We start from the raw sequence: 24,623 nt of genomic DNA, 5'->3' as shown, positions 1-24,623 counted from the left end.
AGTTTCGGCACATCAGGGGGCAAGTCATTGTCCTTCCCCAGAACCGAGAGTGCCACGCCTTGTTCCAATCCTTTTTCCCCACGCCGAAGCAGTTCTTCATTTCCGTCATCGCCTGGTCGCTGTTAGCCATTGCCTTCTGGTACGGCTGGGGCGAAAGCCTGGGCGCCGCGTTCGGCCTTCCTCCGTTGGCGGTTGACGCGCCGCCGATCGTCGGCATTTCCGCGTTTTGGTCGCCGGCTTTCCTGTGGTTTTATATCTACTTCGGCATCGTCGTCGGGCTTTTCACGGCATTCTGGTATGTCTATTCGCCGCATCGCTGGCAGACCTGGTCTATCCTGGGCTCGGCTCTGATCCTTTTCGTTACCTATTTTCAGGTCCAGGTCAGTGTCGCGATCAATAACTGGTACGGCCCGTTCTGGGATCTGGTGCAGGCAGCGGTTTCCAAGTCGGCCGTGGTGACGGCCGAGCAGTTCTACGGGGAGATCGGCACATTCCTCGCGATTGCGATGGTCGCCGTAGCCGTCGCGGTCATGACGCGCTTCTTCGTCAGCCACTACATCTTCCGCTGGCGCACGGCCATGAACGAATACTACATGGCAAACTGGGGCAAGCTTCGCCACATCGAAGGTGCTTCGCAGCGCGTTCAGGAAGATACAATGCGTTTCTCGACCACTGTCGAGGGGCTTGGCGTCAGCCTGATCGACAGCGTCATGACGCTGATCGCGTTCACGCCGGTGCTGATCCGGCTGTCCGCCAACGTCACCGAGCTGCCGATTGTCGGCATCATTCCCTATCCGCTGGTAACGGCCGCAGTGCTCTGGTCGCTGTTCGGCACCGTGTTCCTGGCGCTCGTCGGCATCAAACTGCCGGGGCTGGAATTCCGCAATCAGCGGGTGGAAGCCGCCTACCGCAAGGAACTCGTCTACGGCGAGGATCACGCCGATCGCGCCCAGCCGCCGACGGTCGCCGATCTGTTCGACAATGTCCGCCGGAACTATTTCCGGCTTTACTTCCACTATCTCTATTTCAATATCGCCCGCATCTTCTATCTGCAGATCAACAACATCTTCTCGCTGCTGATCCTGGCGCCGTCGATCATCGCTGGCCGAATTTCGCTCGGCGCGCTGAATCAGATTTCCGGTGCGTTCGGCCAGGTGACGTCTTCGTTCCAGTATCTCGTCAACTCCTGGCCGACGATCGTCGAGTTGCTCTCGATCTACAAGCGCCTGCGCGCCTTCGAGTCGATCCTCGATGAAGCGCCGCTGCCAGAGATCGACCAGCAGTTCATCGAGGCTGGCGGCAAGGAAGAGCTGGCCCTGTGAGAGGTGGCAATCAGAAGGCGGAGCGATCCGCCTTCTTTCTTGCGCGCTCGATGAGGGGAAGCGCCTCGGCATAGCTGACGCAGGCGACATCCGGCTTGCCGCAGGTCTCTGTCAGGAAGCGGTCAAGCGCGCGCCAATAGGCGCCGCCATTCATCTCGACGAAATGGAAGCCGAGCTGAAGCGGAACACGGCCGCCGTCGTATTCCTTGCGGAACGCCTCGCGATAGGCCGCAATTGTGCGTTCTTCGAAGGCCGCGCTGTTCTTCTTGTTCTCTACGCCCATCGAATGGCGGATGAAGAGATTGTAGTCCATGCCGATTACCGGCCGATGCGACGGGCCTTCGGGAATGAGGGGCAAGCCGAAACGCGGCAACCCGTCCTCAGCCGACGGCCAGCCGGGTCCCTTGGTCACGAGGCTTGCGTCATAGGTGAAGCCGAATGTCTTCAACGCGGGCAGCAGGCCGTCGCTCAACGAGAGGTAGGGCGCGCGGAAGCCCCTGACATCGTTTCTCGCAAACTCCGCCCAGCCTTGCGGTTCGGCCCCCGCCTTGTCGGCCTTCTTCCAGGCGTTGATCAATGCCTCGCGGAAGGCCATGAATTCCCGCTGCCAATCGGCTTCGCTCCAACCCTTGCCGTCGAAATGGCCGCAGGCATGGCTGCCGATATCGTGTCCATCGATATGGGCCTGCCAGACATGGCCCGCCCGCGTCGCGATCTCCTCGCGGCTTTGCGCGAAGCCGACGTTGGAGCGTCCCGCCTTTTGGCCCGGTGCCTTGTAGATCTGCTTGCCGTCCGCCTTGGTCATCAGGAAGGTGCAGGAGAGGAAATAGGTGAAGTGGGCGCCGCTGCGCTTTGCCATGGCGAGGCTTTTCTCCCACAGCGCGTTGTCATGGGCGCCGTCGAAGGAGACGATGACGAGCTGTTTGTTCGCTTTGGCCTCTGGCGCCGGCAGCGGCTCGGCAATGGCGAGGGCGGGAAAAAGGCAAAGGGAGAGAGCAAGGATCTGGCGCGTCATTCCGGAGGCATCTCGGGAGAATCAGTAAAGGAATTGTTCGTGCCGTCCCTTCTGCAGGAATGCGGCAATCCTTTGATCCATCTGGAAATTCGCGATCGATATCGCTATGCGTTGGTAAACAAATGAATAATTGCGGCGGGTGAAACATGGCGCTTCTCATTCTGGGCATTGTAATCTTCTTCGGCATCCATCTCGTTCGAAGCTTCGCACCGGGCGTGCGCAAGGCGGTGATCGAGCGGAACGGCGTCGGAGCCTGGCATGCGATCCACGGCATTTCGGCGGTCGTTGGCCTCGGACTCATCGCCTTCGGTTTCGACCAGGCGCGCGCGACCACCGGCATCCTCTATACGCCGCCGGTCTTTCTCACCCATATCGCCCTCACGCTGATGCTGATCGCTTGCATCTGTCTCGTCGCCGCCTTCCTGCCGGCTGGCAAGATCCGCGTCGCGACGAAGCATCCGGCCATTCTCGCCATCAAGATCTGGGCGCTTGCCCATTTGCTCGCCAATGGCGAGACCTCGTCGGTCCTGCTCTTCGGCGCATTCCTCGCGTGGGGTGTCGTTCTCCGCATTTCCATGAAGAAGCGCTGGCGCGCCGGCGAGATCAGCTATCCCACCGTTGGTTCCTATAGCTACGATGTCGCGGCGATCGTCATCGGCGCCGCGCTCTTTGCCGCGATTGTCTGGAAACTGCACGAACTGGTGATCGGCGTAGCACCCATCGCCATCGGCTAAATGATCTTCTCCCCCTTACAAGCGGCGCAAAATCGGGTAGAAGGCGCAAAATACTCAGCATGAAGGCCGGGCAGCCGGAACACAGGGACATGGCGAACCAAGACGACAGCTTTATCCGCGAGGTCAATGAAGAACTCCGTTCGGACCAGATGAAAGCCATCTGGACGCGCTTCGGCGGGCTGATTGTCGCACTCGCCGCCTTGATCGTTCTCGGCACCGTCGGCAAGGTCGGTTACGACTATTGGCAGGAAACATCCTCCTCGCAATCGGGCGACGCCTTCCTCGCGGCGCTCAATCTCGCGCGGGAAAACAAGTCGGACGAGGCTCTTGCGGCGCTGACGGCTTTGGAAAAGGACGGCTACGGCTCCTATCCGGTGCTGGCCCGGCTGCGGTCTGCGACCCTTGAGGCGCAGAAGGGCGAGACTGACGCGGCGATCACTGCCTTCTCCGAAATCGGCAACGATACGCGCATTCCGCCGGCGCTGCGCGACGCGGCACGCCTGCGCGCCGCCTATCTGCTCGTCGACCACGGAACCTATGAGCAGGTGTCGTCGGAGGTCGAACAACTGGCCGTTCCCCAAAACACGATGCGCCATTCCGCCCGGGAAGCGCTTGGGCTTTCGGCCTACAAGGCGGGCGACTTCGCCAAGGCGAAAAGCTGGTTCCAGCAGATCACCGACGACACCGAGAGCCCGCGCGGGGTCATGGGCCGTGCGCAGATGATGCTTGACGTGATCGCTGCGAGCGGAAAAGCCTGAAGCGCGTCGCATATATATGCGACGCCCTTTAGGTCTTTGTTTTTGTGCATGTCGTTGCCCCAAAACCGCTGCACACTTTTGGGCGACATGCATTAAGAGCGGAAACGGATTTTTGAGATGAGCTTTACCGTCGCCATCGTCGGGCGCCCCAATGTCGGCAAGTCCACCTTGTTCAACCGCCTGGTTGGCAAGAAGCTGGCGCTTGTCGACGATACGCCGGGCGTGACCCGCGACCGGCGCCCGGGCGACGCGAAGCTCGTCGACCTCAAGTTTCGCATCATCGATACCGCGGGGCTCGAGCAATCGGCGCCAGATAGCCTGCAAGGGCGGATGTGGGCGCAGACCGAGGCGGCGATCGACGAGGCCGATCTTTCGCTGTTCGTGATCGATGCCAAGGCGGGATTGACCCCGGCGGACGAAACGCTCGCGGACATGCTGCGCCGTCGCGGCAAGCCCGTCATCGTCGTCGCCAACAAGGCGGAGGCGCGCGGTTCCGACGGCGGCTTTTACGACGCCTTCACGCTCGGCCTCGGCGATCCTTGCCCGATTTCGGCCGAACACGGCGAGGGCATGCTCGACCTGCGCGACGCCATTGTCGCCGCGCTCGGCGAGGCGAGGGCCTTTCCGCCGAAGGAAGACGTGGCGGTGACCGATGTCGACATCCGCCCGAGCGCTTCGGGCGAGGGGGCTGAGGATGAGGATGCCGAGCCCGCCTATGACGAGACGAAGCCGCTGCGCGTGGCGATCGTCGGCCGGCCGAATGCCGGCAAGTCGACGCTGATCAACCGTTTCCTCGGCGAAGACCGGTTGCTGACCGGACCCGAGGCCGGCATCACCCGCGATTCGATCTCGGTCGAGTGGCATTGGCGCGGCCGCACGATCAAGATGTTCGACACCGCCGGCATGCGTCGCAAGGCCAAGGTCCAGGAAAAGCTCGAGAAGCTCTCGGTCGCCGATGCGCTGAGGGCGATCCGCTTTGCCGAGACCGTCGTTGTCGTCTTCGACGCCACCATCCCCTTCGAGAAGCAGGATCTGCAGATCGTCGATCTGGTCCTGCGCGAGGGACGCGCGGCCGTGCTCGCTTTCAACAAATGGGATCTTGTCGAGGATTGGCAGGCAGTGCTGGCCGACCTTCGTGAAAAGACCGAGCGTCTCTTGCCGCAGGCGCGCGGCATCCGCGCGGTGCCGATTTCCGGCCATACGGGCTATGGCCTCGACCGACTGATGCAGGCGATCATCGACACCGACAAGGTCTGGAACCGGCGCATCTCGACGGCGCGGCTTAATCGCTGGCTCGAATCGCAGCAGGTGCAACATCCGCCGCCGGCCGTTTCCGGGCGCCGCCTCAAGCTCAAATACATGACTCAGGTAAAGGCCCGTCCGCCGGGCTTCATGATCTCGTGCACGCGTCCCGAGGCCCTGCCGGAATCCTATACCCGCTATCTGATCAACGGGCTTCGCAACGACTTCGACCTGCCGGGCGTGCCGATCCGCGTGCATTTCCGCGCTTCGGATAATCCTTACGAATCGAAGGCACGCAAGAAGCGCTGATTACAGCGCCGCGCGCCGTATCAGGCGCGCAAAGGATGCTGTAGCACTGCTGCATGTTTTGATCCTTAGGTCGGCGACGATTTAAGGAAACATGCATCAGGGGCCGGCGGTTGTTGCCGGCAACTTGTCCCGCGCGATCAATGCTCCGTGATGACTGATCACGGCAGCCGCGATGCGAACGGCGAATGCCGCCGCGTCGGCGTGGCTGTCGCCCGCCGCAAGGCGGCCGAGGAACGCACCGTTGAAGCTGTCGCCAGCGCTGGTTGTATCGACCACGACCGGCACCGGCGCGGCGGGAACATGAATGCGCTCCTTGCCGACGAGGTCCACGGTTACGCCGTTTGCGCCGTCCTTGACTGCGATATCTTCGACACCGAGTGCCCGATAGCGATCGATAGTCGCCGAAACTGTATTGTCGCCGAAATGGGTCGCCTCGTCGTCAAAGCTTGGCAGAACCATGTTGGCCGCCCGCGCGCCGGCTTCCAGCACCGCGCGCATCCGCGCCATGTGCTCCCAGAGGCGCGGACGGATATTCGGATCGAAGACGACTCGTTTCCCGCTTGCTCGCGCGCGGCGCAACTCCGACAGCAAAGTCTCGACAGCGTGCGACGACAGGATTGCAAGCGTGATCCCGGAGAAGAAGAGGACATCCGCCATCTCGATCGCCGCCCGTAGCCGATCCGGATCGTCGGCAAGCAATTTGGCGGCCGAGGCGGAGCGCCAATAGGAGAAACTGCGCTCGCCGTCCTTCAGGTGGATCATGTAGAGGCCAGGGATGCGGTCCTCGTTCCTGCAGATATGGGCGGTGCCTATGCCGTTGCTTTCGATGAAGGCCAGCATTTCGGCCGAGACGACATCGGTGCCGACGGCGGTGAGATAGTCGACGCTCCAGTCCGACGGCAGGAACAGGCGGGCATAGTAGGCGGTGTTGAACGTGTCGCCGGCATAGCCCTTGCGAAGCATCCCACCTTCCGCCTGCATCAGTTCGACCATGCACTCGCCGATCGAAAGCAGTGTGCCGGCCATATGCTCCTCCATTTTCAGGACTCCGCCCGCAAGACGATTGCGCTGCGAGCGAATATCACCATCATCGTTTACTCGAAGAACTCCCAAAGATACATCTGCTTGGAGACGGCCGAAACGAGGAGATTTGCCGATGGCGATAGCATCGAGATCAGCGGACAACTGGTGGCGCGGCGCGGTGATCTATCAGGTCTACCCGCGCTCCTTTCAGGATACCGACGGCGACGGCATCGGCGACCTTCGTGGCGTCACCGGGCGGCTTCCCCATATCGCCTCGCTCGGTGTCGATGCGATCTGGCTGTCGCCCTTCTTCAGGTCACCGCAGGCCGACATGGGCTATGATGTCTCCGACTATTGCGACGTCGACCCGATGTTCGGCACCCTTGCCGATTTCGACGCCATGCTCGCAGAGGCGCATCGCCTCGGCCTGAAGGTGATCATCGATCAGGTGATTTCGCACAGCTCGGATCGCCATCCGTGGTTCATCGAGAGCCGGTCGAGCAGGACCAATTCCAAGGCCGACTGGTATGTCTGGGCGGATCCGAAGCCCGATGGCACGGCGCCGAACAACTGGCTTTCGATCTTCGGCGGCCCGGCCTGGGAATGGGACGGCGTGCGCAAGCAGTACTACATGCACAATTTCCTGTCGTCGCAGCCGGACCTCAACTTCCACAATCCGGAGGTCCAGGAGGCCGTGCTCTCGACCGTCCGCTTCTGGCTCGATCGCGGCGTCGACGGCTTCCGGCTCGATACCGCCAACTACTACTTCCACGACCGGCACCTCAGGGACAATCCGCCGCTCGTTCCAGATCCGGACGCAACGAGCCACGATGCGCCGGATGTCAACCCTTATGGCATGCAGGATCACCTCTACGACAAGACACAGCCGGAGAACGTCGGCTTCCTTCGCAGATTGCGGGCGATGCTCGATGGATACAGCAGTCGTGCAACCGTCGGCGAAGTGGGCGACGGCGCCCGTTCACTGAGCACCGTCGCCGCCTATACAGGCGGCCGCGACAAGCTGCACATGTGCTACACCTTCGATTTTCTCGGGCCGGAATTCACGGCAGGGCATATCCGCCGCTGCGTGGAAAAGTTTCGGGCGGTGGTCGCCGACGGCTGGGTTTGCTGGGCCTTTTCGAACCACGATGTGATCCGCCATGTCAGCCGGTTCGCACGCAATGAGGCCGAGCGGGAGCAGGTGGCGAAGCTCGCGATTTCCCTGCTTGCCGCGTTGCGCGGGTCGATCTGCCTTTACCAGGGCGAGGAACTGGGATTGCCGGAGGCGGAACTTGCCTTCGAGGAGCTGCGCGACCCCTACGGCATCCGCTTCTGGCCGGCCTTCAAGGGCCGCGACGGATGCCGCACGCCGATGGTATGGGAACAGGAATTGCCCAATGCGGGCTTCTCCCTCGGGACGCCCTGGCTGCCGGTCCGTGACGAACAGCGGTTGCTTGCGGTTGACGCGCAGGAGGGCGTTCCGGGATCGGTGCTGGAGCATTATCGCCGGACCCTCGATTTTCGCCGGACACAGGCGCCGCTTCTCGACGGCGACATGGCGTTTCTCACCTTCAACCAGGACATCCTGACCTTCACGAGGGAGAAGGATGGGGAACGACTGCTGTTCGCTTTCAATCTCACGCGGGAGCGACAAAGTCTTTATCCGCCAGAGGAGGTCAGCGAGGTGTTACCGATGCCGGGGTTCGCGGCGACGTTCGACAACGGTGAAATCCAGTTGGACGCACTGGATGCGTTCTGCGGTCGGTTGGCATCGCGGTCTTCCAAGCTGGTGTAGGAGCGTCATGGAATCGGCGCTGTCCTCAGTCGATACGATGCACGCAGAGAATAGGTCAGGATCGCGATAATTCCCCAAAGTCGAATGTAAGAGAACAGGAGTATAAATCCGGTATACAAGAGAAACTGCACACGGCTGTATGCGGCACTGTCAAATAGCGGCGACAGAAATATTGCGATCTGTGCCTGCAAAAAGGTCGTAATCACCAAAAATGCGCAGATATGGACGACCGCCCGCGAAAGATGGCGACCGTGATGTCTGATTTCACGCAGAATACCGACGAACCTGGGTGGGCGATCCAACCCCCTTTCGACCACAAGCATGAACGTGATCATCGAAACGATCGCGATCCACAGCTGCAGCAGGCCCTGTCGCCAGGGGAATACGATGCCGTCAAAACCAAGCCAGAGCTGAGCTGCGGCGAATCTGTCGACGCCGGTAAAGTTGGCAGTGCAAACGGCAAGCAAGAAAAGCAACAAGAGCCGCCAGATCACGCGCCAGCCGAAAATCACCTGTTCCCTGAACGTAAGTTGTGAAAGCGACGTCCAGCCATTTGCCAGTTCGATCATCTTCTGGCTGGCGAGAAGGAAGGCGATGAAGACCGCAAACTGGACCAATATCATCCCCAAGAGGATGAGCCCGTCGGGCATCGCCTTTGCACAGGTCCGAAGTACCGTCGCCAGTAGCAGCCAAGGCACAATGTGCAGAAGCAAATATGGCCCAAAGGTTGGAAAAGCGCGGTATGCGCGGCTTGGCTGACTAGACGTGAGCGTAGTTTCGACGTTTTCCATGACAGCGTTATGCCGGAAAGACATAAAGTGTCGTTTAGCGCGTTCGTTAAAATCCGGACGATCGTTCGGCCTTCAAGTCGCAATAGACCTTACAGCGCCGCGCGTCTTTCAGACGCGCAAAGGACGCTGTAGCGCTTTGAGTTACTGCATGTTTCCTTAAATCGGGTACGATTTAAGGAAACATGCAGTAGGCTCACCCGATCAGCGCGAACTGATCCACGTCGACCAACCCGCGATCCGAAATTTTCAAATGCGGTATTACCGGAAGCGGCAGGAAAGCAAGCTGCAGGAAGGGCTCCTCGAGCGTTGCGCCGAGTGCAAAGGCGGCGTGGCGCAGGTGATGCAGGATGTCGCGGACCCGCTCATGGGGTTCGACGCTCATCAGGCCGGCGACCGGCAGCGCAATTTCACCTGTGACCTTGCCGTCGTCGACGACGACGAAACCACCCTTGATCTCGCCGAGCCGGTTTGCGGCGAGCGCCATGTCCTCCTCGTTGACGCCGACGACGCAGATATTGTGGCTGTCGTGGCCGACGGTCGAGGCGATCGCGCCTTTCTTCAGGCCGAAGCCCTGGACGAAGCCGTTGGCGTGATTGCCATTGACGCCATGGCGTTCGATGACGGCCACTTTGATGATGTCCCGCCCGAGGTCGATGCCAGTCTGGTTTCCTTCGGCGGGCAGGTGGAAGCGCCGGTGTTCGGTGATGATCTTGCCGGGCACAACGCCGATCACCGAAGTCTGGCTTTCCGCATAGGGAACCGCAAAATCGGCGGCTTTAACCTGGCCAGCCTTGACGCTGTCGAGCCCGACCGGCTCGACCGGCTTGCGCGTCGCGAACAGCGCATCCGTTACCCGTCTCCCGGCGGAAAACACGAGATCGGCCTTGCAGTTCTCCAGGCTGTCGATCACGACGAGGTCGGCGCGCCAGCCGGGCGCGACAAGGCCGCGGTCCCTGAGGCCGAAAGCGCGGGCGGCGGAAATCGAGGCAGCGCGATAGATCGCCAGAGGCTCGACGCCAGCCGCGATCGCGGTGCGGATCATGTGATCAAGGTGCCCCTGTTCGGCGATATCGAGCGGATTGCGGTCGTCGGTGCAGAGCGCAAGGTAGGGCGACAGCCGCTCGGTGATGATCGGCATCAGGGCATGCAAGTCCTTCGAGACGGAACCCTCGCGCACGAGGATGTGCATGCCCTTGCGGATCTTTTCGAGCGCCTCGTCCGCGGTCGTGCATTCGTGATCGGTGCGGATGCCGGTGGCAAGATAGCCGTTCAGCTCCTTGCCGGAGAGAAGCGGTGCATGGCCGTCGATGTGACCGCCCTGGAACGCGTCCAGCTTGGCCAGGCAAACAGGGTCCTTGTGAACGACGCCGGGGAAATTCATGAACTCGGCGAGCCCGATCACCTTCGGGTGGTGGCGGAAGGGCACGAGGCGTTCGATCGGCAGGTCGGCGCCGGCCGTCTCGAGATGGGTTGCCGGCACGCAGGACGAAAGTTGGACGCGGATGTCCATGATCGTTTCCGTTGCCGAATCGAGGAAGAACTGGATGCCCTCGGTGCCAAGGACGTTGGCGATCTCGTGCGGATCGCAGATCACCGTCGTGATGCCAAGGGGGAGGACGCAGCGGTCGAATTCATGCGGGGTGACGAGCGAGGATTCAATATGCAGATGCGTATCGATGAAACCCGGAACGACAACGCGGCCGGTGATGTCGATTTCCTCGTGTCCGTGATAATCGCCGTAGGTGCCAACGATGCGATCGGCGCAAATGGCGATGTCGGAAGCAACGAGTTCACCGGTGACGAGATCGAAGAAACGTCCGCCCTTGAGCACGATGTCGGCCGGGACGCGGCCCACGCCCTGATCGATGATACGTTCCAACATCTCGGACATGCGCGCGCTCCGCGTTCTGTGCTGATCCATAACAATAACCCTCTCCCCGCGTGCGGGGAAAGGGCCTGAGAAAGCGTGATATCGAAAGCTCAGATGTTGTTCTTCAGGACGTCCCGCAGCTTGTCGAACAATTCGTCGATCTGCTGTTTCTGGATGATCAGCGGCGGCGACAACGCGATGATGTCGCCGGTCGTGCGGATAAGCAGGCCCTTCTCATAGGCCTTCAGGAAGGCGGAGAATGCCCGCTTCGTCGGCTCTCCGGCGATCGGTTCCAGTTCGATCGCGCCGATCAGTCCGATGTTGCGGATGTCGATGACATGCGGGCAGTCCTTGAGCGAATGCAGAGCCTCTTCCCAATAGGACGCGAGTTCGGCGGCGCGGGTGAGCAGGCCTTCCTCCTTGTAGGTATCGAGCGTGCCAAGCGCGGCGGCAGATGCGATCGGGTTGCCGGAATAGGTGTAGCCGTGGAAGAACTCGATCAGATGTTCCGGACCGGTCATGAAGGCGTCGTGGATCTCCGACGTCACGAAGACGGCGCCCATCGGGATCACGCCGTTGGTGATGCCTTTCGCGGTCGTGATGATGTCAGGCTTCACGTCGAAATACTGCGCGGCAAAGGGCGTGCCGAGGCGGCCGAACCCGGTGATGACCTCGTCGAAGATCAGGAGGATGCCGTGCTTGGTACAGATCTCGCGCAGTTTCTGGAGATAGCCCTTCGGCGGGATGAGCACGCCGGTGGAGCCGGCAACGGGCTCGACGATGACGGCGGCGATGGTGGAGGCGTCATGCAGCGTGACGATCCGCTCCAGTTCGGTCGCCAGATCGGCGCCATGCTCCGGTTCTCCGCGAGTGAAAGCATTCTTTGCCGGAAGATGGGTGTGCGGCAGGTGATCGACGCCGGTCAAAAGCGTGCCGAACATCTTGCGGTTGGCGACGATGCCGCCGACCGAGATGCCGCCGAAGTTGACGCCGTGATAGCCGCGCTCGCGGCCGATCAGCCGGAAGCGGGAGCCATTTCCCTTGGCGCGATGATAGGCAAGCGCGACCTTCAGCGCGGTGTCGACCGATTCCGAGCCCGAGTTCGTGTAGAGGACATGATTCATCCCTTCAGGCGCGATGTCCACCAGCCGGTTTGCCAGCTCGAAGGCTTTCGGATGGCCGAGCTGGAAAGCCGGCGCATAGTCGAGTTCGCCCGCCTGTTCGCGGATCGCTTCGGTGATTTTCGGCCGGCAATGACCCGCATTGACGCACCAGAGGCCAGCCGTGCCGTCAAGCACGGTGCGGCCGTCGTGGGTCGTGTAGTACATGTCCTTGGCGCCGACGAAGAGCCGCGGCTCCTTCTTGAATTGCCGGTTGGCGGTGAACGGCATCCAGAAGGCGCGCAAATCGATCGGCGTTGTATTCAATCGGTTCGACATGTCCTGTTCTCCTCGGCGAATTCTGACTGCTGGCGGTGCGAGTGGCTGGTTGCTGCATGTTTCCTTAAATCGTAGCCGATTTAAGTACCAAAACATGCAGCAATTCAAAGTGCTACAGCGTCCTTGCGCGGCTGCTAGGACGCGGCGCTGTAGGTCGGATTCTTTTACCCTTTGGTCAAACTATCAGCGCGCGGGATAGCGTCAAGCCTTTGGCGCTTGCGTCCCTGCAGCAAGTTTTTCGAGAGCACGACGCCGTCAACTTCTTGGCTCGCCAAAAAACAAAAGCCCCGCGCGATTGCTCGTGGGGGGCTTCGTAAGGCGTCCGGCATGATGGACGTATTGGGAGATTACGCCGATTTGCGGACGAGGACTTTTTCTGCCACGGCATTGTCTTCGCCGTAGATTTCCGTGAGGGCGCCCAAGATCTTCATGACCGCGTCAGAGGAACTCGAATAATAAATCGTCTGGGCGTCACGACGGGTGCTTACCAGATTCTGGGCGCGCAATTTCGAAAGGTGCTGGGAAAGAGCCGACTGGCTCAGCCCGACCTTGTTGGCCAATGCGCCGACCGCCAACTCTTCCTTGATGAGAGAGTCAAGGATGAGAAGGCGCTTAGGATTTGCCATGGCCGAAAGGAAACCGGCTGCTATTTCGGCTTCCTCGTGTTTTTCAGGCGGAAGGGGCTGCATTGCGTGCTCCATGCGAAAATTACATCACACGTAGTTATGATTGGTGAAGCACGATAATTAGACGTGATGCATAAAAGGGCAACCACCCACTGCGAAAAATGGGGGTAGCTAAGCACCGATTAACCGTAAAGTTTTTTCAGAAGCGGCCGCAATTCCGCCGTCCCGCGGAGCGGCGCCTCGAATTCGAGGCGTTTCAACCGCTCGCCATCGAAGAGATCAAGGCCGGCCGCGTCGATGCCGACGATCTTCCAGTCCCCTTCCGGCGCGCGGCAATGGACGGTCGCGTAGTGATTCACGGCGTCGCCATGGTCGGCATTCATATGTTCGATCGCGCCGTCCTCCATTTCGGCGAGTTCGGCGGCCGCCGGTGAGGCGATCGCGAGATCTTCGGCCGTCAGTGCGTAGGCGCGCCCAAAGCCCCCGTTGAGGCTTGCCCTTAATGGGTTCAGGCGGAAGAAACCGAAATCGGGAAAGTCGACATAGAGCTTGGCCTTGGGATGGCGGCGGACGAACCGCGCGCGAATGCGGCCGTGGGCCTCGGAAGCACGCGGAACCTCTTCAGCATCGCATTGAACGGTCAGGCGCGGGTGGGCGAGGGGATCGCCCTTGCCGGATTCGCCGGTCAGGAGCGACGCCCGCCGGTCGGTAAGCAGCGCCTGTGTATGGGTTGCCAAGCGCGAGACGAGAACGACCGGCGCGCCATCGATGTCGATACCGATCAGCACACGGCTGACGAAGGGAAAGCCGCCGCTTTCCGGCTCGATCGCAGCGAGCGAGCCGCTTTTCGCCGAACGAAGCAATATCCGGGCGAGCTTGCGGGCCTCATCGTCGGTTTCGCGCAGAACGTTGGGTTTTTCGCTCATGGCTGGTCTTCCTTTCGCCGCTCGTCACCCCGAACACAAAAAAAGCCCGAAGCGGTTGCTCCGGGCTTTATTGGCCGTTCGGCGTGTTGCGTCAACTTTTGTTGCGATGACGCGTCAGGCCTTCGACAATGTTTTGCGCGTCGATCGTGCCGACGACCGAGCCGTTGTCGACGACGCCGATGCTGCCCGGCTGGCGGGACATTGCGTCCAGGATATCGACGAGGGGAGTCGTCGGCTTCGCCGTCGCCGTCACGCCGGCAATTGTCGCGCCTCGTTCGACGCCGGTCCGCATGACGTCCTTGGCCATCAGCATGGTGATCGGGTTCATGTGCTGGACGAAGTCGGCGACGTACTGGTTTGCCGGGCTTTTCACGATCTCCTGCGGTGTGCCGCACTGGATGATGCGTCCGCCCTCCATGATGGCGATGCGATTGCCGATGCGGAAGGCTTCGTCGAGATCGTGGCTCACGAAGATGATCGTCTTCTTCAGCCGCCGCTGGAATTCGAGCAATTCATCCTGCAAGCGGGTGCGGATCAACGGATCGAGCGCCGAGAACGGTTCGTCCATCAGGAGGATGGGCGCGCCCGTCGCAAAGGCGCGGGCAAGGCCGACGCGCTGCTGCATGCCGCCCGAAAGCTCGTTGACTTTCCTGTCCGCCCACTTCGTCAGATTGACCAGATCGAGCTGCTCGCCGACGCGTTTCTTGCGTTCTGCCTCAGGCATGCCTGCGAGCTCGAGACCAAAGCCGACATTGTCGGCGACGGTGCGCCAGGGAAGAAGCGCGAACTGCTGGAACACCATGGAAACGGTGTGCATGCGGAAGTCGCGCAGCGACTTCGCGGTGCATCGATAGGGGTTCAGCGAACCGTTTGCCGTCTTGATCTCGACGTTGCCGCGTACCACGGGTGCAAGGCCGTTGACGGCTCTGAGCAGCGTCGACTTACCGGAACCGGAGAGGCCCATCAGGACCAGGATTTCGCCCTCGTTGATCGTCAGCGAAGCGCCGGCGACGCCCAGCACGAGACCCGTGGCGGCACCGATCTCGTCGCGGCTTTTTCCCTGGTCGACCATTTGCAGGGCGGCCTGCGGGCTCTTGCCGAAGATGATGTCGACATTCTTGAAAACGACGGCGTCCGTCATGCGCCTTCTCCTTCATCCGACGAGCGGAACAGACGGTCGAGAACGATGGCGAGAATGACGATGCAGAGGCCGGATTCGAAACCTCTGGCGATATTCACCGTGTTCAGCGCTCTGAGAACCGGCACGCCGAGACCGTCGGCGCCCACCAGGGCGGCGATGACGACCATGGAGAGTGACAGCATGATCGTCTGGGTAAGTCCGGCCATGATCTGCGGCATTGCGAAAGGCAGCTCCACCTTGCGCAGCACCTGCCATGGCGTTGCGCCGAAGGACTCGGCTGCCTCGACCAGTGACGGCGGGGTGGAGATGATGCCGAGTCGAGTCAATCGGATCGGCGCGGGGATCGCGAAGATGACCGTGGCGATCAGCCCCGGCACCATGCCGAGGCCGAAGAGGATCAGCGCCGGGATAAGATAGACGAAGGTCGGGATCGTCTGCATCAGGTCGAGAATGGGGCGCATGACGGAATAGACCCATGCGCGGCGGGCTGCGGCAATGCCCAGCGGAACCCCGACAGCCATGCTGACGAAGCTCGCCGCGAGCACCAGGGCCAGCGTTTCGGTCGTCTCCTGCCAATAGCCCTGATTGATGATCAGCAGCAGCCCGAGACAGGTGAAGAGCGCAATCCCGATCGAGCGTCGCAGCCACCAGGCAAGCGCGGTGACGATGACAACAACAATGAGCGGGTGCGGTGTCTGGAGGATGTAGAGAAGGACGGCCACGACCGCCGACAGGAAATTTGCGAGCTGATCGAAGAACAGTTCGAAATTGGTTGTCAGCCAGTCGACGAACGCTTTGGCCCAGCCCCCGATAGGGATGCGGTATTCAGTCAGAAATTCCACGAGATTGGATCCCTCTTGTCAGGGTCAAACACTGGATCGCATGAGGCGGTGAAAAAGGCGGGGAAGTCCCCGCCCGCTGCATGTTTCCTTAAGCCGAACCGGTTCAAGAATAAAACGTGCAACACTTCAAGGTGCTACAGCGACCGCTATGCGTGCTGCAGGACACGAGCCCTGTAGTCGATCAGAGACCGAGGGCGGTCTTGACCGCAGCCAGTCCGTCGCCGCCATCCTTGGTGGTCACACCGGCGAGCCAGGGGTCGATTGCCGTCGGATTGGCTTTGAGCCATGCCGCCGCAGCTGCCTCCGGTTCTTCGCCGTCGTTCAGGATCTTGCCCATGATCTCGTTCTCCATCTGGAGCGAGAACTTCAGATTTTTCAGCAGGGCACCGACGTTCGGGCATTCGGTCGTGTAGCCGGCACGCACATTTGTCAGCACCGTCGCGCCGCCGAAATTCGGACCGAAGACGTCATCGCCGCCCGACAGATAGGTGAGCTTGAAATTGGCGTTCATCGGATGCGGCTCCCACCCGAGGAAGACGATCGGTTCGCCGTCCTTCTCGGCGCGGGCGACCTGCGCCAGCATGCCTTGCTCGGAGGATTCAACGACTTCAAAACCCTTGAGATCGAAGGTCCCCTTGTCGACCATGTCGATGATCAGACGGTTGCCGTCATTGCCTGGTTCGATGCCGTAGATCTTGCCGTCGAGCGCGTCCTTGTGCGCAGCGATATCCTTGAAATCCTTGATGCCGAGTTCCGCGCCCTTGGCGTTGGTCGCGAGCGTGTACTTGGCGCCTTCGAGGTTCTCGCGCACGGTTTCGACGGACTTGTCCTCGCGATAGGGCGCGATGTCGGCTTCCATCGTCGGCATCCAGTTGCCGAGGAAGACGTCGATGTCATTGTTCTTCAGCGAGGTATAGGTGACGGGGACCGACAGGACCTTTACGTCCGTCTGGTAGCCGAGGCCCTTGAGAATCGTCGTTGCCGTCGCCGTCGTTGCCGTAATGTCCGTCCAGCCGACATCAGAGAAACGGACGGTGCCACAGCTTTCGGGCTCGGCCGCGACGGCAGTTCCGGCGGTCAGGGCTGCCATGCAAACGGCACCAGCCAGCATGAGTTTGAGAGAGCGTATCCTTATCATCGTTGTCGTTCCCCTGCCTCTATTTATTGTTTTAGCCAAACACCAATGGAGCGTGAATTCAAGCGTCTTGATGTCGAAGGAAGTGTATTGCGTCAATACATTGAGGGGATACACAATGCGACGCCGGATGTCGCAATGTCCACGAAAATGGCGGCCGTTTGGCGTTGCGCCCGAGCCGACGCGCAAGGGTTGTCGTCGCGCTTTGACCAGCCACGCGGTTTTAAGGAACCTCGTGAAGGCGAAAATCTGTGGGTCATGCTGAGCCGCTCTGGCCATTGGCCGCAAGCCCCGTCATGAAGCGGACTACTGCACGTGTCCGAAAAGACGCACGGCGCTGCAGGAAGTCCGGAGGCGGGGAATATGGCCAAACTCTATTTCAGTTATGCGACGATGAATGCCGGCAAGAGCACGCTGTTGCTGCAGGCCTCCTATAACTACCAGGAGCGGGGCATGCGCGTCGCCATGCTGATCGCCGCCTTCGATGACCGCGCCGGAGCCGGCCGCATCTCGTCGCGCATCGGGCTGGCTTCGGACGCGATCCCGTTCAGCGGCGGTGACGATCTCTACGCCCTTGTCGAACGCCTGAATGCCGACGGGTCGGGCGAGATCGCCTGTGTCTTCGTGGACGAGGCGCAATTCCTCGGCGAAAACCAGGTCTGGCAGCTTGCGCGCGTCGCCGACCGCCTCGGCATTCCGGTGATGGCCTATGGCCTCAGGACCGACTTCCAGGGCAAGCTTTTTCCCGGTTCCATGGCGCTGCTGGCGATCGCGGACGAGTTGCGCGAAGTCAGGACGATCTGCCATTGCGGGCGCAAGGCGACGATGGTCGTGCGGCTCGACGGCGCCGGTAACCTTGTGCGCGAGGGCGCGCAGGTGGACGTTGGTGGCAACGAAAAATACGTTTCCTATTGCCGCCGTCACTGGGAAGACCGAATGCGCGACGGTTGACGCGCCCCAGTTGTCCTGCGCGTCGAAGTGCCATGGTGGCGCCGGGTCTGTCGAGGCAACGCCGCCGCAATAGCCTCGAGGCGGTGGTCAGCAACACGAAGAGGAACTTCCCGGGCCGAAGAAGCCCGCCGAAGTCGCCGACGTGATCGCCTATCTCAAGAACCCTTCAGCCGGACGGTAGACGGCCGCCGCCATTGCTCGCCTTCTGTTCCACCAACCGTGCGAAAAAGCCTGCCTGCGACACTTGTTCTCACCGGCCAAACATCCTTTATATAACTGCAATCGAAGGCTGAATAATTCGGCATGCCGATGCGGGGCACTGTCCCGATCAAGGGGGCCGGATCAAAGGGGGAAGGAAATGGCGACTCTTCAGAATTTTGATGCGGAAATCGAGAAGACGAAGAATGTCGTCCAGGAGATGCGCGGCAAGCTTGAGCAATCTGGCGTTGTTCTCGACCAGTTCTCCAAGGCCGACACCAAACTCGGCGACGTCAATTTCGACATCGAAAACGCCCGCATCCAGGACGTGATCAATCAGCAGAAGGTGATGGAAGCCAACATCGCCGATCTGATCATCGGGCTGGAGGATGCGACCAACGTCTTCGGCTCCGAATTCGAAAGCATGAAGAGCTATACCGGCTACGAGAAATTCATCGGCATGTTCTCCAAGCAGAAGATGCAGCGCCTGCGGACCGATCGCGTGCGCAACATGTCGCTTGCCGGCAACCTGCAGGAGCTTCTCGTCAAGTCCGACACGATCGTCGGCATCCTCAAGGACCAGAGGGCGATCCTCGACCAGCGCTACAAGACCTCCGAGCAGAGCCTTATCAAGGTCATCGATCGCCGCAAGGGCACGATGGCGGCGCTCGAGGAGACGCAGAAGCGCATCGAGGAGCTAAATCCCCTGTTGCTTGACATTGAGAACAGGATCGCCGCGTCGACCGACCAGAAGACGAGAACGGAACTGGAAGGCGAACGCTCGACGCTCGCGACCGAGTATAACGAGAAGCAGGCCAAGGAGCAGGAACTCCTCGCAGAGAGCCAGACGCTCGAGCGCTACACGTCGATGTTCCAGACCTTCGTCGATTCCCTCAATAATCAGATCGCGGCCCAGAACACGCTGATCAACAAGCTGACGATCGATACCGAACAGCGCATCGTTCTCTACAAGTCGCTGGAAGACTCGTTGAAGACGGCGGCGCAGCAGGATGTCGCCCACAAGATCAACACGCTTGGAAGCCAGGTCGATACCGCGGCCGAGGAGACCATGGCCGGGATCGGCGCCGCGGCACAGCGTCACATCGGCGACCTGCTCGAAATGCATGAAAAGAACATGCTCGCGACGCAGGATATCCAGCGGCGCAAGAAACTGGCCGACGACGCCTTCGCCCGTCGCTTCCAAACGGTGATGGACAAGCACAATGCGGCAAACTACGTGAAGCAGTGATCGGCAAGGCGGCAATGACGAGATTTCCGACCGCCTTTCGGCGCCTGCCGAGGGAATAGGCATGAACCGCGCCGCATCCGCAGCCGTACGGCAATATTTCAGTTCCATCCGCTCCGCGCTGGCGGGGCTCGAGCTGTTTCTCGGCGACCGCAACTCACCGCTTTACCAAAACACGGTCGTCGGGGAGGTCATCGTTCCTTATCTCGCGCGGCTCAAAGCATCGATCGCCTGTTGGGAGAACCGTATCGGTTTCGTCGAGCGTTTCCGGATTTCACGCGCCGAAAGCGGCTTCCCGGTGTTCCAGAACGTGCTCGAGCTGGAAAACGACCGGCAGGGTGCAGAAAAGCGGCTGGCGAGCATCCCGCCCGCCGATGCGCTCCGCGAAGAGATGGCCGATTTCATTCTCAGGCAGAAGGCCTTTCCCGAGGCATTGCAGGCGCGCATGGCGGAAAGGCTCTATCTCGAGCAGATCGGCAAGGGCGACATTTTCTCGCCCTTCATTCTGCCGGAGACGATCCGGGTCGCTGTCAACCCGAAGACCATGAGGCCCTATTACGTCGTCTCCTGGGGCGCTTTCGATGGCACCCAGACGCTCCCCATGGTCTACATGGCGACGATCGAGGATTCATCGGAAAACATAGTCGAGATGCTGGTCACCCGTGACGGCAAGCTCAATCCCGACATCGAGGTTCCGCTGCCGATCGGCGGTCTGCTCAATCCTGAACTTGCGAGCCGCTTCGATGACTTCGCCTCGAGGAACAGCGCCTATTCGCTGACGCCGGTCACGATCGCCACGAATCTCGACAAGGATTTCCCGGAACTCCACCCGAAACAGCTTCGGCGCATCGTGCTCGGCCCGTTCTATTCGGCCGGGATCACGGAGAACAACGCCAGGATCAACGATATCCTGTCGAAGGTACGCAAGACGGAAAATGCCTGGCTTTTGACCTGGACGGTGCAGGAAGTCTTCTCCAAGGCCGAACGTCCTGCGGAGCGCGGCTTCTGGTCCTCGACGCCGGCGCAGGAAGAATTCCACATAGACACAGACAACCTCGAGGCTGCCCGGATGGGCGTCAGCTCTTACGAGAAGCATGCGCTCGTGCCGCACGACGCCTATCAGGCGCTTTACGCCGAGGGCGAGGCGGGGGCGGTCTTCGGAGACTACAAGGTGCACGTGATTTCCGGCAACGAGGTGGTGAGCGAGGTTTGACGATGACGCTGAATACCGGCCTGACGACGCTGCACGAGGACGACATCGCCAAGCATCAGGCGACAGCCCAGAGCCTTGTTACCAAGCTGATCATCCTTGAACGGGATGATACATCCGGGGGGACGCCGCTTGCCGGCACGGGCCGTCGTTTTGTCTCGACCGTTTCGACCGGCGGCCAGCGCCGCACCCGCGAGGTCGAGCTTCAGCGCACGATCCAGTCGGTGCGTGGCGCCGATCCGCTCTTGTCGCCGGCCCAGCATGCCGTCCTTTACCGGACGCGCCGCGGCATTCAGGTGGCGCTTGCCGTCGCCGATGTCTTTGCGCGGCAGACGAATCTCGAGCAGTTGCAGGCGCGCAATGCCACGTCCCCGCTCGGCGGCGAGGAGGCGGGCCAATTCAAGGCACTGCTTTCGGCAGCCGCCTATGTTGCGGCCTTTACGCTCGCGACCTATCTGGGCGCGACCTTGCAGGGCGAAGGGGAGCCGGTCGATGATGCGGCAGAGCCCGACTTTCTCTTCGATACTCCCCAGGATGCGCTGAAGAGCATGATTGCGGCGCTCGATCGCGGCATTGCCGGTGCGCCCGACGATCTTGCCCTGACGGCCCGCACGCGCGCCTTTTCACGGGTCGCGATCGAAGGACTGATCGCCCGCAAGACGCGGTTCACCGGCCTTCAGAGCTTCGAAAACGTCCATATCCGGCTCGACCAGGACGACTTCACTCTGAATGGTTTCGACATTGCGCCGGGACAGAAGCGCAAGCCGCTGGTGATGACCTTCAAGAAGCCGGAGGAAATCATCGGCAACCACATTGCGAAGCACCAGGCGCTGAAGCTCGCCAAGATGCTGATGGCCTATGACTTCGACCGACAGATGAATCCGTTCGTGGAACTCGGCGGTTTCCTCTTCACCTTCATCGGCGACGGCATGCCGGGCACCGGCAAGACCATTCTCATCCAGATGCTGGCCGGGATGCTCCACGATTACTGCGGCGTCGCCGGCTACGCTTTCCATTACGAGAATTTCGGCGTCGACCAGATTTCCCCCTACCAGGGAAAATCCGGTCAGAACTGCAAGGAGTTCGTCAACAACGTCATCAATCCTCGGGTGATCGGCTTCGGCACGATCGACGATGTCGATCAGGTGGCGGCCAAGCGCTCCGATGACCGCGCCTCGGCCGGCCAGCATGAGGTGACAGCGGTGCTGATGGAAAGTCTCGCCGGCGCGTCCACGGTGGTGCGCGGCAATTGCACCTTCGGAATGTTCTCGAATTATCCGGAGAACGTCGATGAAGCGTTGCGCCAGCGGGCGGGCGCGCGCTGGCTCGTCGACGGGCCGCAGACGGAAGGCGACTATATCGACATCTTCGCGCTGCTCGTCGGCAACAACCACAAGATCCCGCTTGGTCAGCACGATCTCTATGCCGGCCAGGAGATCAAGCGCGCGGTCTCGCAGTCCTATGCGGCCCATTCACGGCCGCAGGAGGAGGGGCTTTCCGCCGTTTGGGAGCGCTACGAGAAGGAGAAGGGCAAGATCGCCACGCTCGCCGATGTCGGCGCTTATCTGCACATGATCAAGGAAGCCGAGCCACGCTTCACCGGCCGGGCGATCAGGAACATCACGGACGCGATCAAGATGCGGGCGATGGACGTCGAGCTGCCCGACGACTGGTTCAAGGATGCCGGCGCATTCATGCACAGGTCTTACGACGAGAAGAAGGCGATGATCGAGGATTTGCGCGGGCCGATCACGATCGAGATGGTGCTGCAGGAAATCAACCGCTACGCCGACAGCGAGTTCCGCTACACCGACAAGTCGGACGACGCTGCCGTTGGCGACATCATTCGCCGCGAACGCCAGCGTGAAAAGGCGGTCCGCGAAATCGAGACGATGAAACGCGAGGGCCGGTGGCAGAGTTGACGGTGATGCTTCGAGATATGCCCCTCACCCTAGCCCTCTCCCCACAGGTGGGGCGAGGGGACGCGTTGGCGCTGCGGCGCGCCATGTTGGGCGACCAACTGTGCTCTTGAGGTCGATCAACGAAAGATGGGTAACCGAGCAGATATTGTCGGACGGAGCGGCGTCCCCTCTCCCCGCGAGCGGGGAGAGGGCTAGGGTGAGGGGCAATTAGGCACGAATGAGAGGAGCGAACGAACGTCAAACAGAGCGCGCCAGGCGTCTTCGGCAGTCGGACAACGATGCCGAGGCGATCCTGTGGTCGGAGTTGAGGGACCGGCGGCTCAACGGCTTCAAGTTCGTTCGCCAGTTTCCGGTTGGCCGCTATTTCGCGGATTTCGCGTGCGGCGATGAGCGGCTGATCGTTGAAGTGCACGGCAGCCAGCATGCGATCAGCGGTCGCGATTCTTTGCGCGACAAATACATGGTTACGAACGGTTGGAATGTGGTCCGCTTTTGGAATACGCACGTATTCTGTAATCGCGCTTCCGTTTTGGAGACGATCATCGCCATTCTGGAGAAGCGCTTGGCGGCTGAGGTGAGGACAGCGGATTTGACGTTCATTGCGGCGGGTGGAAGACATGGTTGAAGCATTTGCCCTGCGATTTGCCCCTCACCCTAACCCTCTCCCCGCACGCGGGGAGAGGGGACGCGGTCCCATTAGCGCGTCGACGGGCGCGATCGAACTCAACGCAATCCTCTCTCCGCGCGCGCGGAGAGAGGGCCAGGGGCAGAGACGGAGAATCGGTGAGGGCCAAAGAGGGCCGTGCTTCAATGCCGAGTTGCGGAGCGTCGCCGCATGAAACGCCTCCTCGAAGCCGAACTGATCTATGGTCGGCTGCTCGACATATCCGAACCGCACCTCGTCGCGCGCTACAACAAGGCGCTGGGGGGATTCGGTCTGAAACCGACGGCGCTCGATCGCTTCAGCATCGACATGACCGGCTTCTCGCCGGAGGTCGCGGACGAGCTTGGGGATCAGGATTATCTCGACCCGAACCGCGTCAATCGGCGGTTCATCATCCTGACGCCGGCTCAGGCGGACCTCCCTGTCGTCCACACGAGTTTCTCGAACACTGCGGCGCTGATGCATGAATTCTTCAACGCCAACAGCCGCGCGATCAACGCGGTGACGATCAAGGACGCACTCTACGGCGAGATCGAGGACTCGGTTTCGGTGGTCGAGGACATCGACGACCTTCTGTCGATCAACGAGGTCCGTTTCCGGGTGCTTTCGGCGGAAGACATGCTCGGCAAGGCAACCGAGCTCAGGGAACTGGTGGACCGGTTGAAAAAGGTACCGACCGCCTGGGCCGACGACGCCATGCTGAGCCGCATGGTGGAGCTGGCAAAAGTAACCGGCGACATCCGGCAGAACGCGCTGGTGCCAAACGAACTCGTTTTCCGCCACGAGGCCTTCTGGGCCAATCACTTCGGCGGCGTCTATGTTTTCCTCGACCAGAAGACGACGACGGTTATCTGCGATCCCTCTGTGCCCGGTTTCAGGCGATCGCGGCCATGGCAGGTGAGCTACATCGCCATCAACGATCACGCCCGCATCTACGAGTTTCTCACCCGGACCAACCGGCTGCAACTGCCGCAGGCCTCCTGGGTGCAGGAATCCGGGCTGTTCCAGCACCGGGCGGACATGATCATTCGCGGGCTGATCAACGATGCCGATCCAATAGCCGATCTCATGAATGCCGACCGGATCTGGCTCCAGACCTGGATCCACCGCAACGCGGCGCTTGTGTCGCGCGACGGAACCTACCCCTTCCTTCAGGAAATGGCCCGGACGATAGCGGCAACGGGTACGATCACCATGGCAGAGGTCCCGCCGGACTATCGCTTCCTGCTCGTGCGCGCCGCACCGATGCATCCCGATCAATGGCTGGTGAACCGCCTGATCTCTGAGCTCGTCCCCCGCGATTTCGTCTCCCGCTTCGTGTTCGACAAGCAGGGATTCTATCGCGCTTACGAGCACTTCAGCGAAAAGTTCCGGGAATACGTTGTCGCGACATTGACCAGTACGTATCTCAAGGACAAGGCCGCTTTCCGCCACAAGCTCTACGGTCTCAAAGAGGAATAGGAC

General features: G+C 60.9%; 22 protein-coding genes. 12 read left to right on the top strand and 10 right to left on the bottom strand.

What is annotated here, in order from left to right; all coding sequences use genetic code 11:
- The first annotated feature begins 59 nt into the window (after positions 1-59).
- Positions 60-1,322 carry a peptide antibiotic transporter SbmA gene (sbmA, locus tag RB548_RS13710; RefSeq protein ID WP_331371841.1) on the top strand — a complete coding sequence of 421 codons (1,263 nt, stop codon included), beginning with the start codon at positions 60-62 and terminating at the stop codon, positions 1,320-1,322.
- Between the two features lie 10 nt (positions 1,323-1,332).
- On the opposite strand, the gene RB548_RS13705 is transcribed toward sbmA, so the two are convergent.
- Complete coding sequence (locus tag RB548_RS13705; protein WP_331371840.1) at positions 1,333-2,181, bottom strand: polysaccharide deacetylase family protein; 849 nt, start codon at positions 2,179-2,181, stop codon at positions 1,333-1,335.
- Between RB548_RS13705 and RB548_RS13700 the strand changes: the two genes are divergently transcribed.
- From RB548_RS13700 to der, 4 genes are all read left to right on the top strand, one after another.
- Positions 2,158-2,463 carry a hypothetical protein gene (locus tag RB548_RS13700; RefSeq protein ID WP_331371839.1) on the top strand — a complete coding sequence of 102 codons (306 nt, stop codon included), beginning with the start codon at positions 2,158-2,160 and terminating at the stop codon, positions 2,461-2,463. The genes RB548_RS13705 and RB548_RS13700 overlap by 24 nt on opposite strands.
- A 20-nt stretch (positions 2,464-2,483) precedes the next feature.
- The gene (locus tag RB548_RS13695) at positions 2,484-3,071 is read left to right on the top strand and encodes an NnrU family protein (protein WP_331371838.1); all 588 of its coding nucleotides are present in this window, start codon (positions 2,484-2,486) and stop codon (positions 3,069-3,071) included.
- 89 nt (positions 3,072-3,160) lie between these two features.
- Positions 3,161-3,829, top strand: coding sequence for a tetratricopeptide repeat protein (locus RB548_RS13690; protein ID WP_331371837.1), 669 nt, complete (start codon positions 3,161-3,163; stop codon positions 3,827-3,829).
- A gap of 117 nt (positions 3,830-3,946) precedes the next feature.
- Positions 3,947-5,380 (top strand): ribosome biogenesis GTPase Der, encoded by a 1,434-nt coding sequence (gene der / locus RB548_RS13685; protein WP_331371836.1) that lies wholly within the window; start codon positions 3,947-3,949, stop codon positions 5,378-5,380.
- Between the two features lie 96 nt (positions 5,381-5,476).
- Here der and RB548_RS13680 read toward each other — a convergent pair whose 3' ends face one another.
- Positions 5,477-6,406: a sugar kinase gene (locus RB548_RS13680; protein ID WP_331371835.1), complete on the bottom strand. Its 930-nt coding sequence runs from the start codon at positions 6,404-6,406 to the stop codon at positions 5,477-5,479.
- Between the two features lie 130 nt (positions 6,407-6,536).
- On the opposite strand from RB548_RS13680, the gene bglA reads away from it, so the two are divergent.
- Positions 6,537-8,198 carry a beta-galactosidase BglA gene (gene bglA, locus RB548_RS13675; RefSeq protein ID WP_331371834.1) on the top strand — a complete coding sequence of 554 codons (1,662 nt, stop codon included), beginning with the start codon at positions 6,537-6,539 and terminating at the stop codon, positions 8,196-8,198.
- A gap of 5 nt (positions 8,199-8,203) precedes the next feature.
- On the opposite strand, the gene RB548_RS13670 is transcribed toward bglA, so the two are convergent.
- From RB548_RS13670 to RB548_RS13635, 8 genes are all read right to left on the bottom strand, one after another.
- The gene (locus RB548_RS13670; RefSeq protein ID WP_331371833.1) at positions 8,204-8,989 is read right to left on the bottom strand and encodes a hypothetical protein; all 786 of its coding nucleotides are present in this window, start codon (positions 8,987-8,989) and stop codon (positions 8,204-8,206) included.
- Positions 8,990-9,182: 193 nt separating this feature from the next.
- Positions 9,183-10,880 carry an adenine deaminase gene (gene ade, locus RB548_RS13665; protein ID WP_331371832.1) on the bottom strand — a complete coding sequence of 566 codons (1,698 nt, stop codon included), beginning with the start codon at positions 10,878-10,880 and terminating at the stop codon, positions 9,183-9,185.
- Between the two features lie 89 nt (positions 10,881-10,969).
- Positions 10,970-12,298, bottom strand: a complete 1,329-nt coding sequence (locus tag RB548_RS13660) for an aspartate aminotransferase family protein (RefSeq protein WP_331371831.1) — start codon at positions 12,296-12,298, stop codon at positions 10,970-10,972.
- 347 nt (positions 12,299-12,645) lie between these two features.
- A complete protein-coding gene (locus tag RB548_RS13655; RefSeq protein WP_331371830.1) occupies positions 12,646-12,987 on the bottom strand; it encodes an ArsR/SmtB family transcription factor in 342 nt (113 codons plus the stop codon).
- Positions 12,988-13,106: 119 nt separating this feature from the next.
- Positions 13,107-13,850 (bottom strand): HugZ family pyridoxamine 5'-phosphate oxidase, encoded by a 744-nt coding sequence (locus tag RB548_RS13650; protein WP_331371829.1) that lies wholly within the window; start codon positions 13,848-13,850, stop codon positions 13,107-13,109.
- Positions 13,851-13,941: 91 nt separating this feature from the next.
- Complete coding sequence (choV, locus tag RB548_RS13645; protein ID WP_331371828.1) at positions 13,942-14,991, bottom strand: choline ABC transporter ATP-binding protein; 1,050 nt, start codon at positions 14,989-14,991, stop codon at positions 13,942-13,944.
- On the bottom strand, positions 14,988-15,833 hold the full coding sequence (gene choW / locus RB548_RS13640; RefSeq protein ID WP_331371827.1) for a choline ABC transporter permease subunit: 846 nt from the start codon (positions 15,831-15,833) through the stop codon (positions 14,988-14,990). The genes choV and choW overlap by 4 nt, the downstream gene beginning before the upstream one ends.
- Before the next feature lie 181 nt (positions 15,834-16,014).
- Complete coding sequence (locus RB548_RS13635; protein ID WP_331371826.1) at positions 16,015-16,971, bottom strand: choline ABC transporter substrate-binding protein; 957 nt, start codon at positions 16,969-16,971, stop codon at positions 16,015-16,017.
- A gap of 360 nt (positions 16,972-17,331) precedes the next feature.
- Here RB548_RS13635 and RB548_RS13630 point away from each other — a divergent pair, with 360 nt between their 5' ends.
- The 6 genes from RB548_RS13630 to RB548_RS13605 all read left to right on the top strand — a co-directional run bounded on the left by RB548_RS13630 (position 17,332) and on the right by RB548_RS13605 (position 24,620).
- The gene (locus tag RB548_RS13630; RefSeq protein WP_331371825.1) at positions 17,332-17,919 is read left to right on the top strand and encodes a thymidine kinase; all 588 of its coding nucleotides are present in this window, start codon (positions 17,332-17,334) and stop codon (positions 17,917-17,919) included.
- 358 nt (positions 17,920-18,277) lie between these two features.
- On the top strand, positions 18,278-19,366 hold the full coding sequence (locus tag RB548_RS13625) for a hypothetical protein (protein ID WP_331371824.1): 1,089 nt from the start codon (positions 18,278-18,280) through the stop codon (positions 19,364-19,366).
- A gap of 61 nt (positions 19,367-19,427) precedes the next feature.
- Entirely contained in the window at positions 19,428-20,576 is a 1,149-nt protein-coding gene (locus RB548_RS13620; protein WP_331371823.1) for a hypothetical protein, read from the top strand.
- 2 nt (positions 20,577-20,578) lie between these two features.
- The gene (locus RB548_RS13615) at positions 20,579-22,495 is read left to right on the top strand and encodes an AAA family ATPase (protein ID WP_331371822.1); all 1,917 of its coding nucleotides are present in this window, start codon (positions 20,579-20,581) and stop codon (positions 22,493-22,495) included.
- A gap of 217 nt (positions 22,496-22,712) precedes the next feature.
- Positions 22,713-23,120, top strand: coding sequence for an endonuclease domain-containing protein (locus RB548_RS13610; protein ID WP_331371821.1), 408 nt, complete (start codon positions 22,713-22,715; stop codon positions 23,118-23,120).
- Positions 23,121-23,330: 210 nt separating this feature from the next.
- Complete coding sequence (locus tag RB548_RS13605) at positions 23,331-24,620, top strand: DUF6638 family protein (RefSeq protein ID WP_331371820.1); 1,290 nt, start codon at positions 23,331-23,333, stop codon at positions 24,618-24,620.
- Positions 24,621-24,623: the final 3 nt, after the last annotated feature.

The organism is Sinorhizobium chiapasense (assembly GCF_036488675.1).
In the GTDB taxonomy this organism is placed as follows: domain Bacteria; phylum Pseudomonadota; class Alphaproteobacteria; order Rhizobiales; family Rhizobiaceae; genus Sinorhizobium; species Sinorhizobium chiapasense.
Note: the sequence above shows the minus strand (reverse complement) of the source record. Positions and strands in the feature narration are given on the sequence as shown.

Coding starts and splice junctions, on each gene's coding strand:
- RB548_RS13705 (WP_331371840.1), bottom strand. CDS start 2,181: ATGGCAAAGCGCAGCGGCGCCCACTTCACCTATTTCCTCTCCTGCACC.
- RB548_RS13695 (WP_331371838.1), top strand. CDS start 2,484: ATGGCGCTTCTCATTCTGGGCATTGTAATCTTCTTCGGCATCCATCTC.
- RB548_RS13690 (WP_331371837.1), top strand. CDS start 3,161: ATGGCGAACCAAGACGACAGCTTTATCCGCGAGGTCAATGAAGAACTC.
- der (WP_331371836.1), top strand. CDS start 3,947: ATGAGCTTTACCGTCGCCATCGTCGGGCGCCCCAATGTCGGCAAGTCC.
- RB548_RS13680 (WP_331371835.1), bottom strand. CDS start 6,406: ATGGCCGGCACACTGCTTTCGATCGGCGAGTGCATGGTCGAACTGATG.
- bglA (WP_331371834.1), top strand. CDS start 6,537: ATGGCGATAGCATCGAGATCAGCGGACAACTGGTGGCGCGGCGCGGTG.
- RB548_RS13670 (WP_331371833.1), bottom strand. CDS start 8,989: ATGGAAAACGTCGAAACTACGCTCACGTCTAGTCAGCCAAGCCGCGCA.
- ade (WP_331371832.1), bottom strand. CDS start 10,880: ATGTCCGAGATGTTGGAACGTATCATCGATCAGGGCGTGGGCCGCGTC.
- RB548_RS13660 (WP_331371831.1), bottom strand. CDS start 12,298: ATGTCGAACCGATTGAATACAACGCCGATCGATTTGCGCGCCTTCTGG.
- RB548_RS13655 (WP_331371830.1), bottom strand. CDS start 12,987: ATGCAGCCCCTTCCGCCTGAAAAACACGAGGAAGCCGAAATAGCAGCC.
- RB548_RS13650 (WP_331371829.1), bottom strand. CDS start 13,850: ATGAGCGAAAAACCCAACGTTCTGCGCGAAACCGACGATGAGGCCCGC.
- choV (WP_331371828.1), bottom strand. CDS start 14,991: ATGACGGACGCCGTCGTTTTCAAGAATGTCGACATCATCTTCGGCAAG.
- RB548_RS13635 (WP_331371826.1), bottom strand. CDS start 16,971: ATGATAAGGATACGCTCTCTCAAACTCATGCTGGCTGGTGCCGTTTGC.
- RB548_RS13630 (WP_331371825.1), top strand. CDS start 17,332: ATGGCCAAACTCTATTTCAGTTATGCGACGATGAATGCCGGCAAGAGC.
- RB548_RS13625 (WP_331371824.1), top strand. CDS start 18,278: ATGGCGACTCTTCAGAATTTTGATGCGGAAATCGAGAAGACGAAGAAT.
- RB548_RS13620 (WP_331371823.1), top strand. CDS start 19,428: ATGAACCGCGCCGCATCCGCAGCCGTACGGCAATATTTCAGTTCCATC.
- RB548_RS13615 (WP_331371822.1), top strand. CDS start 20,579: ATGACGCTGAATACCGGCCTGACGACGCTGCACGAGGACGACATCGCC.
- RB548_RS13610 (WP_331371821.1), top strand. CDS start 22,713: ATGAGAGGAGCGAACGAACGTCAAACAGAGCGCGCCAGGCGTCTTCGG.
- RB548_RS13605 (WP_331371820.1), top strand. CDS start 23,331: ATGAAACGCCTCCTCGAAGCCGAACTGATCTATGGTCGGCTGCTCGAC.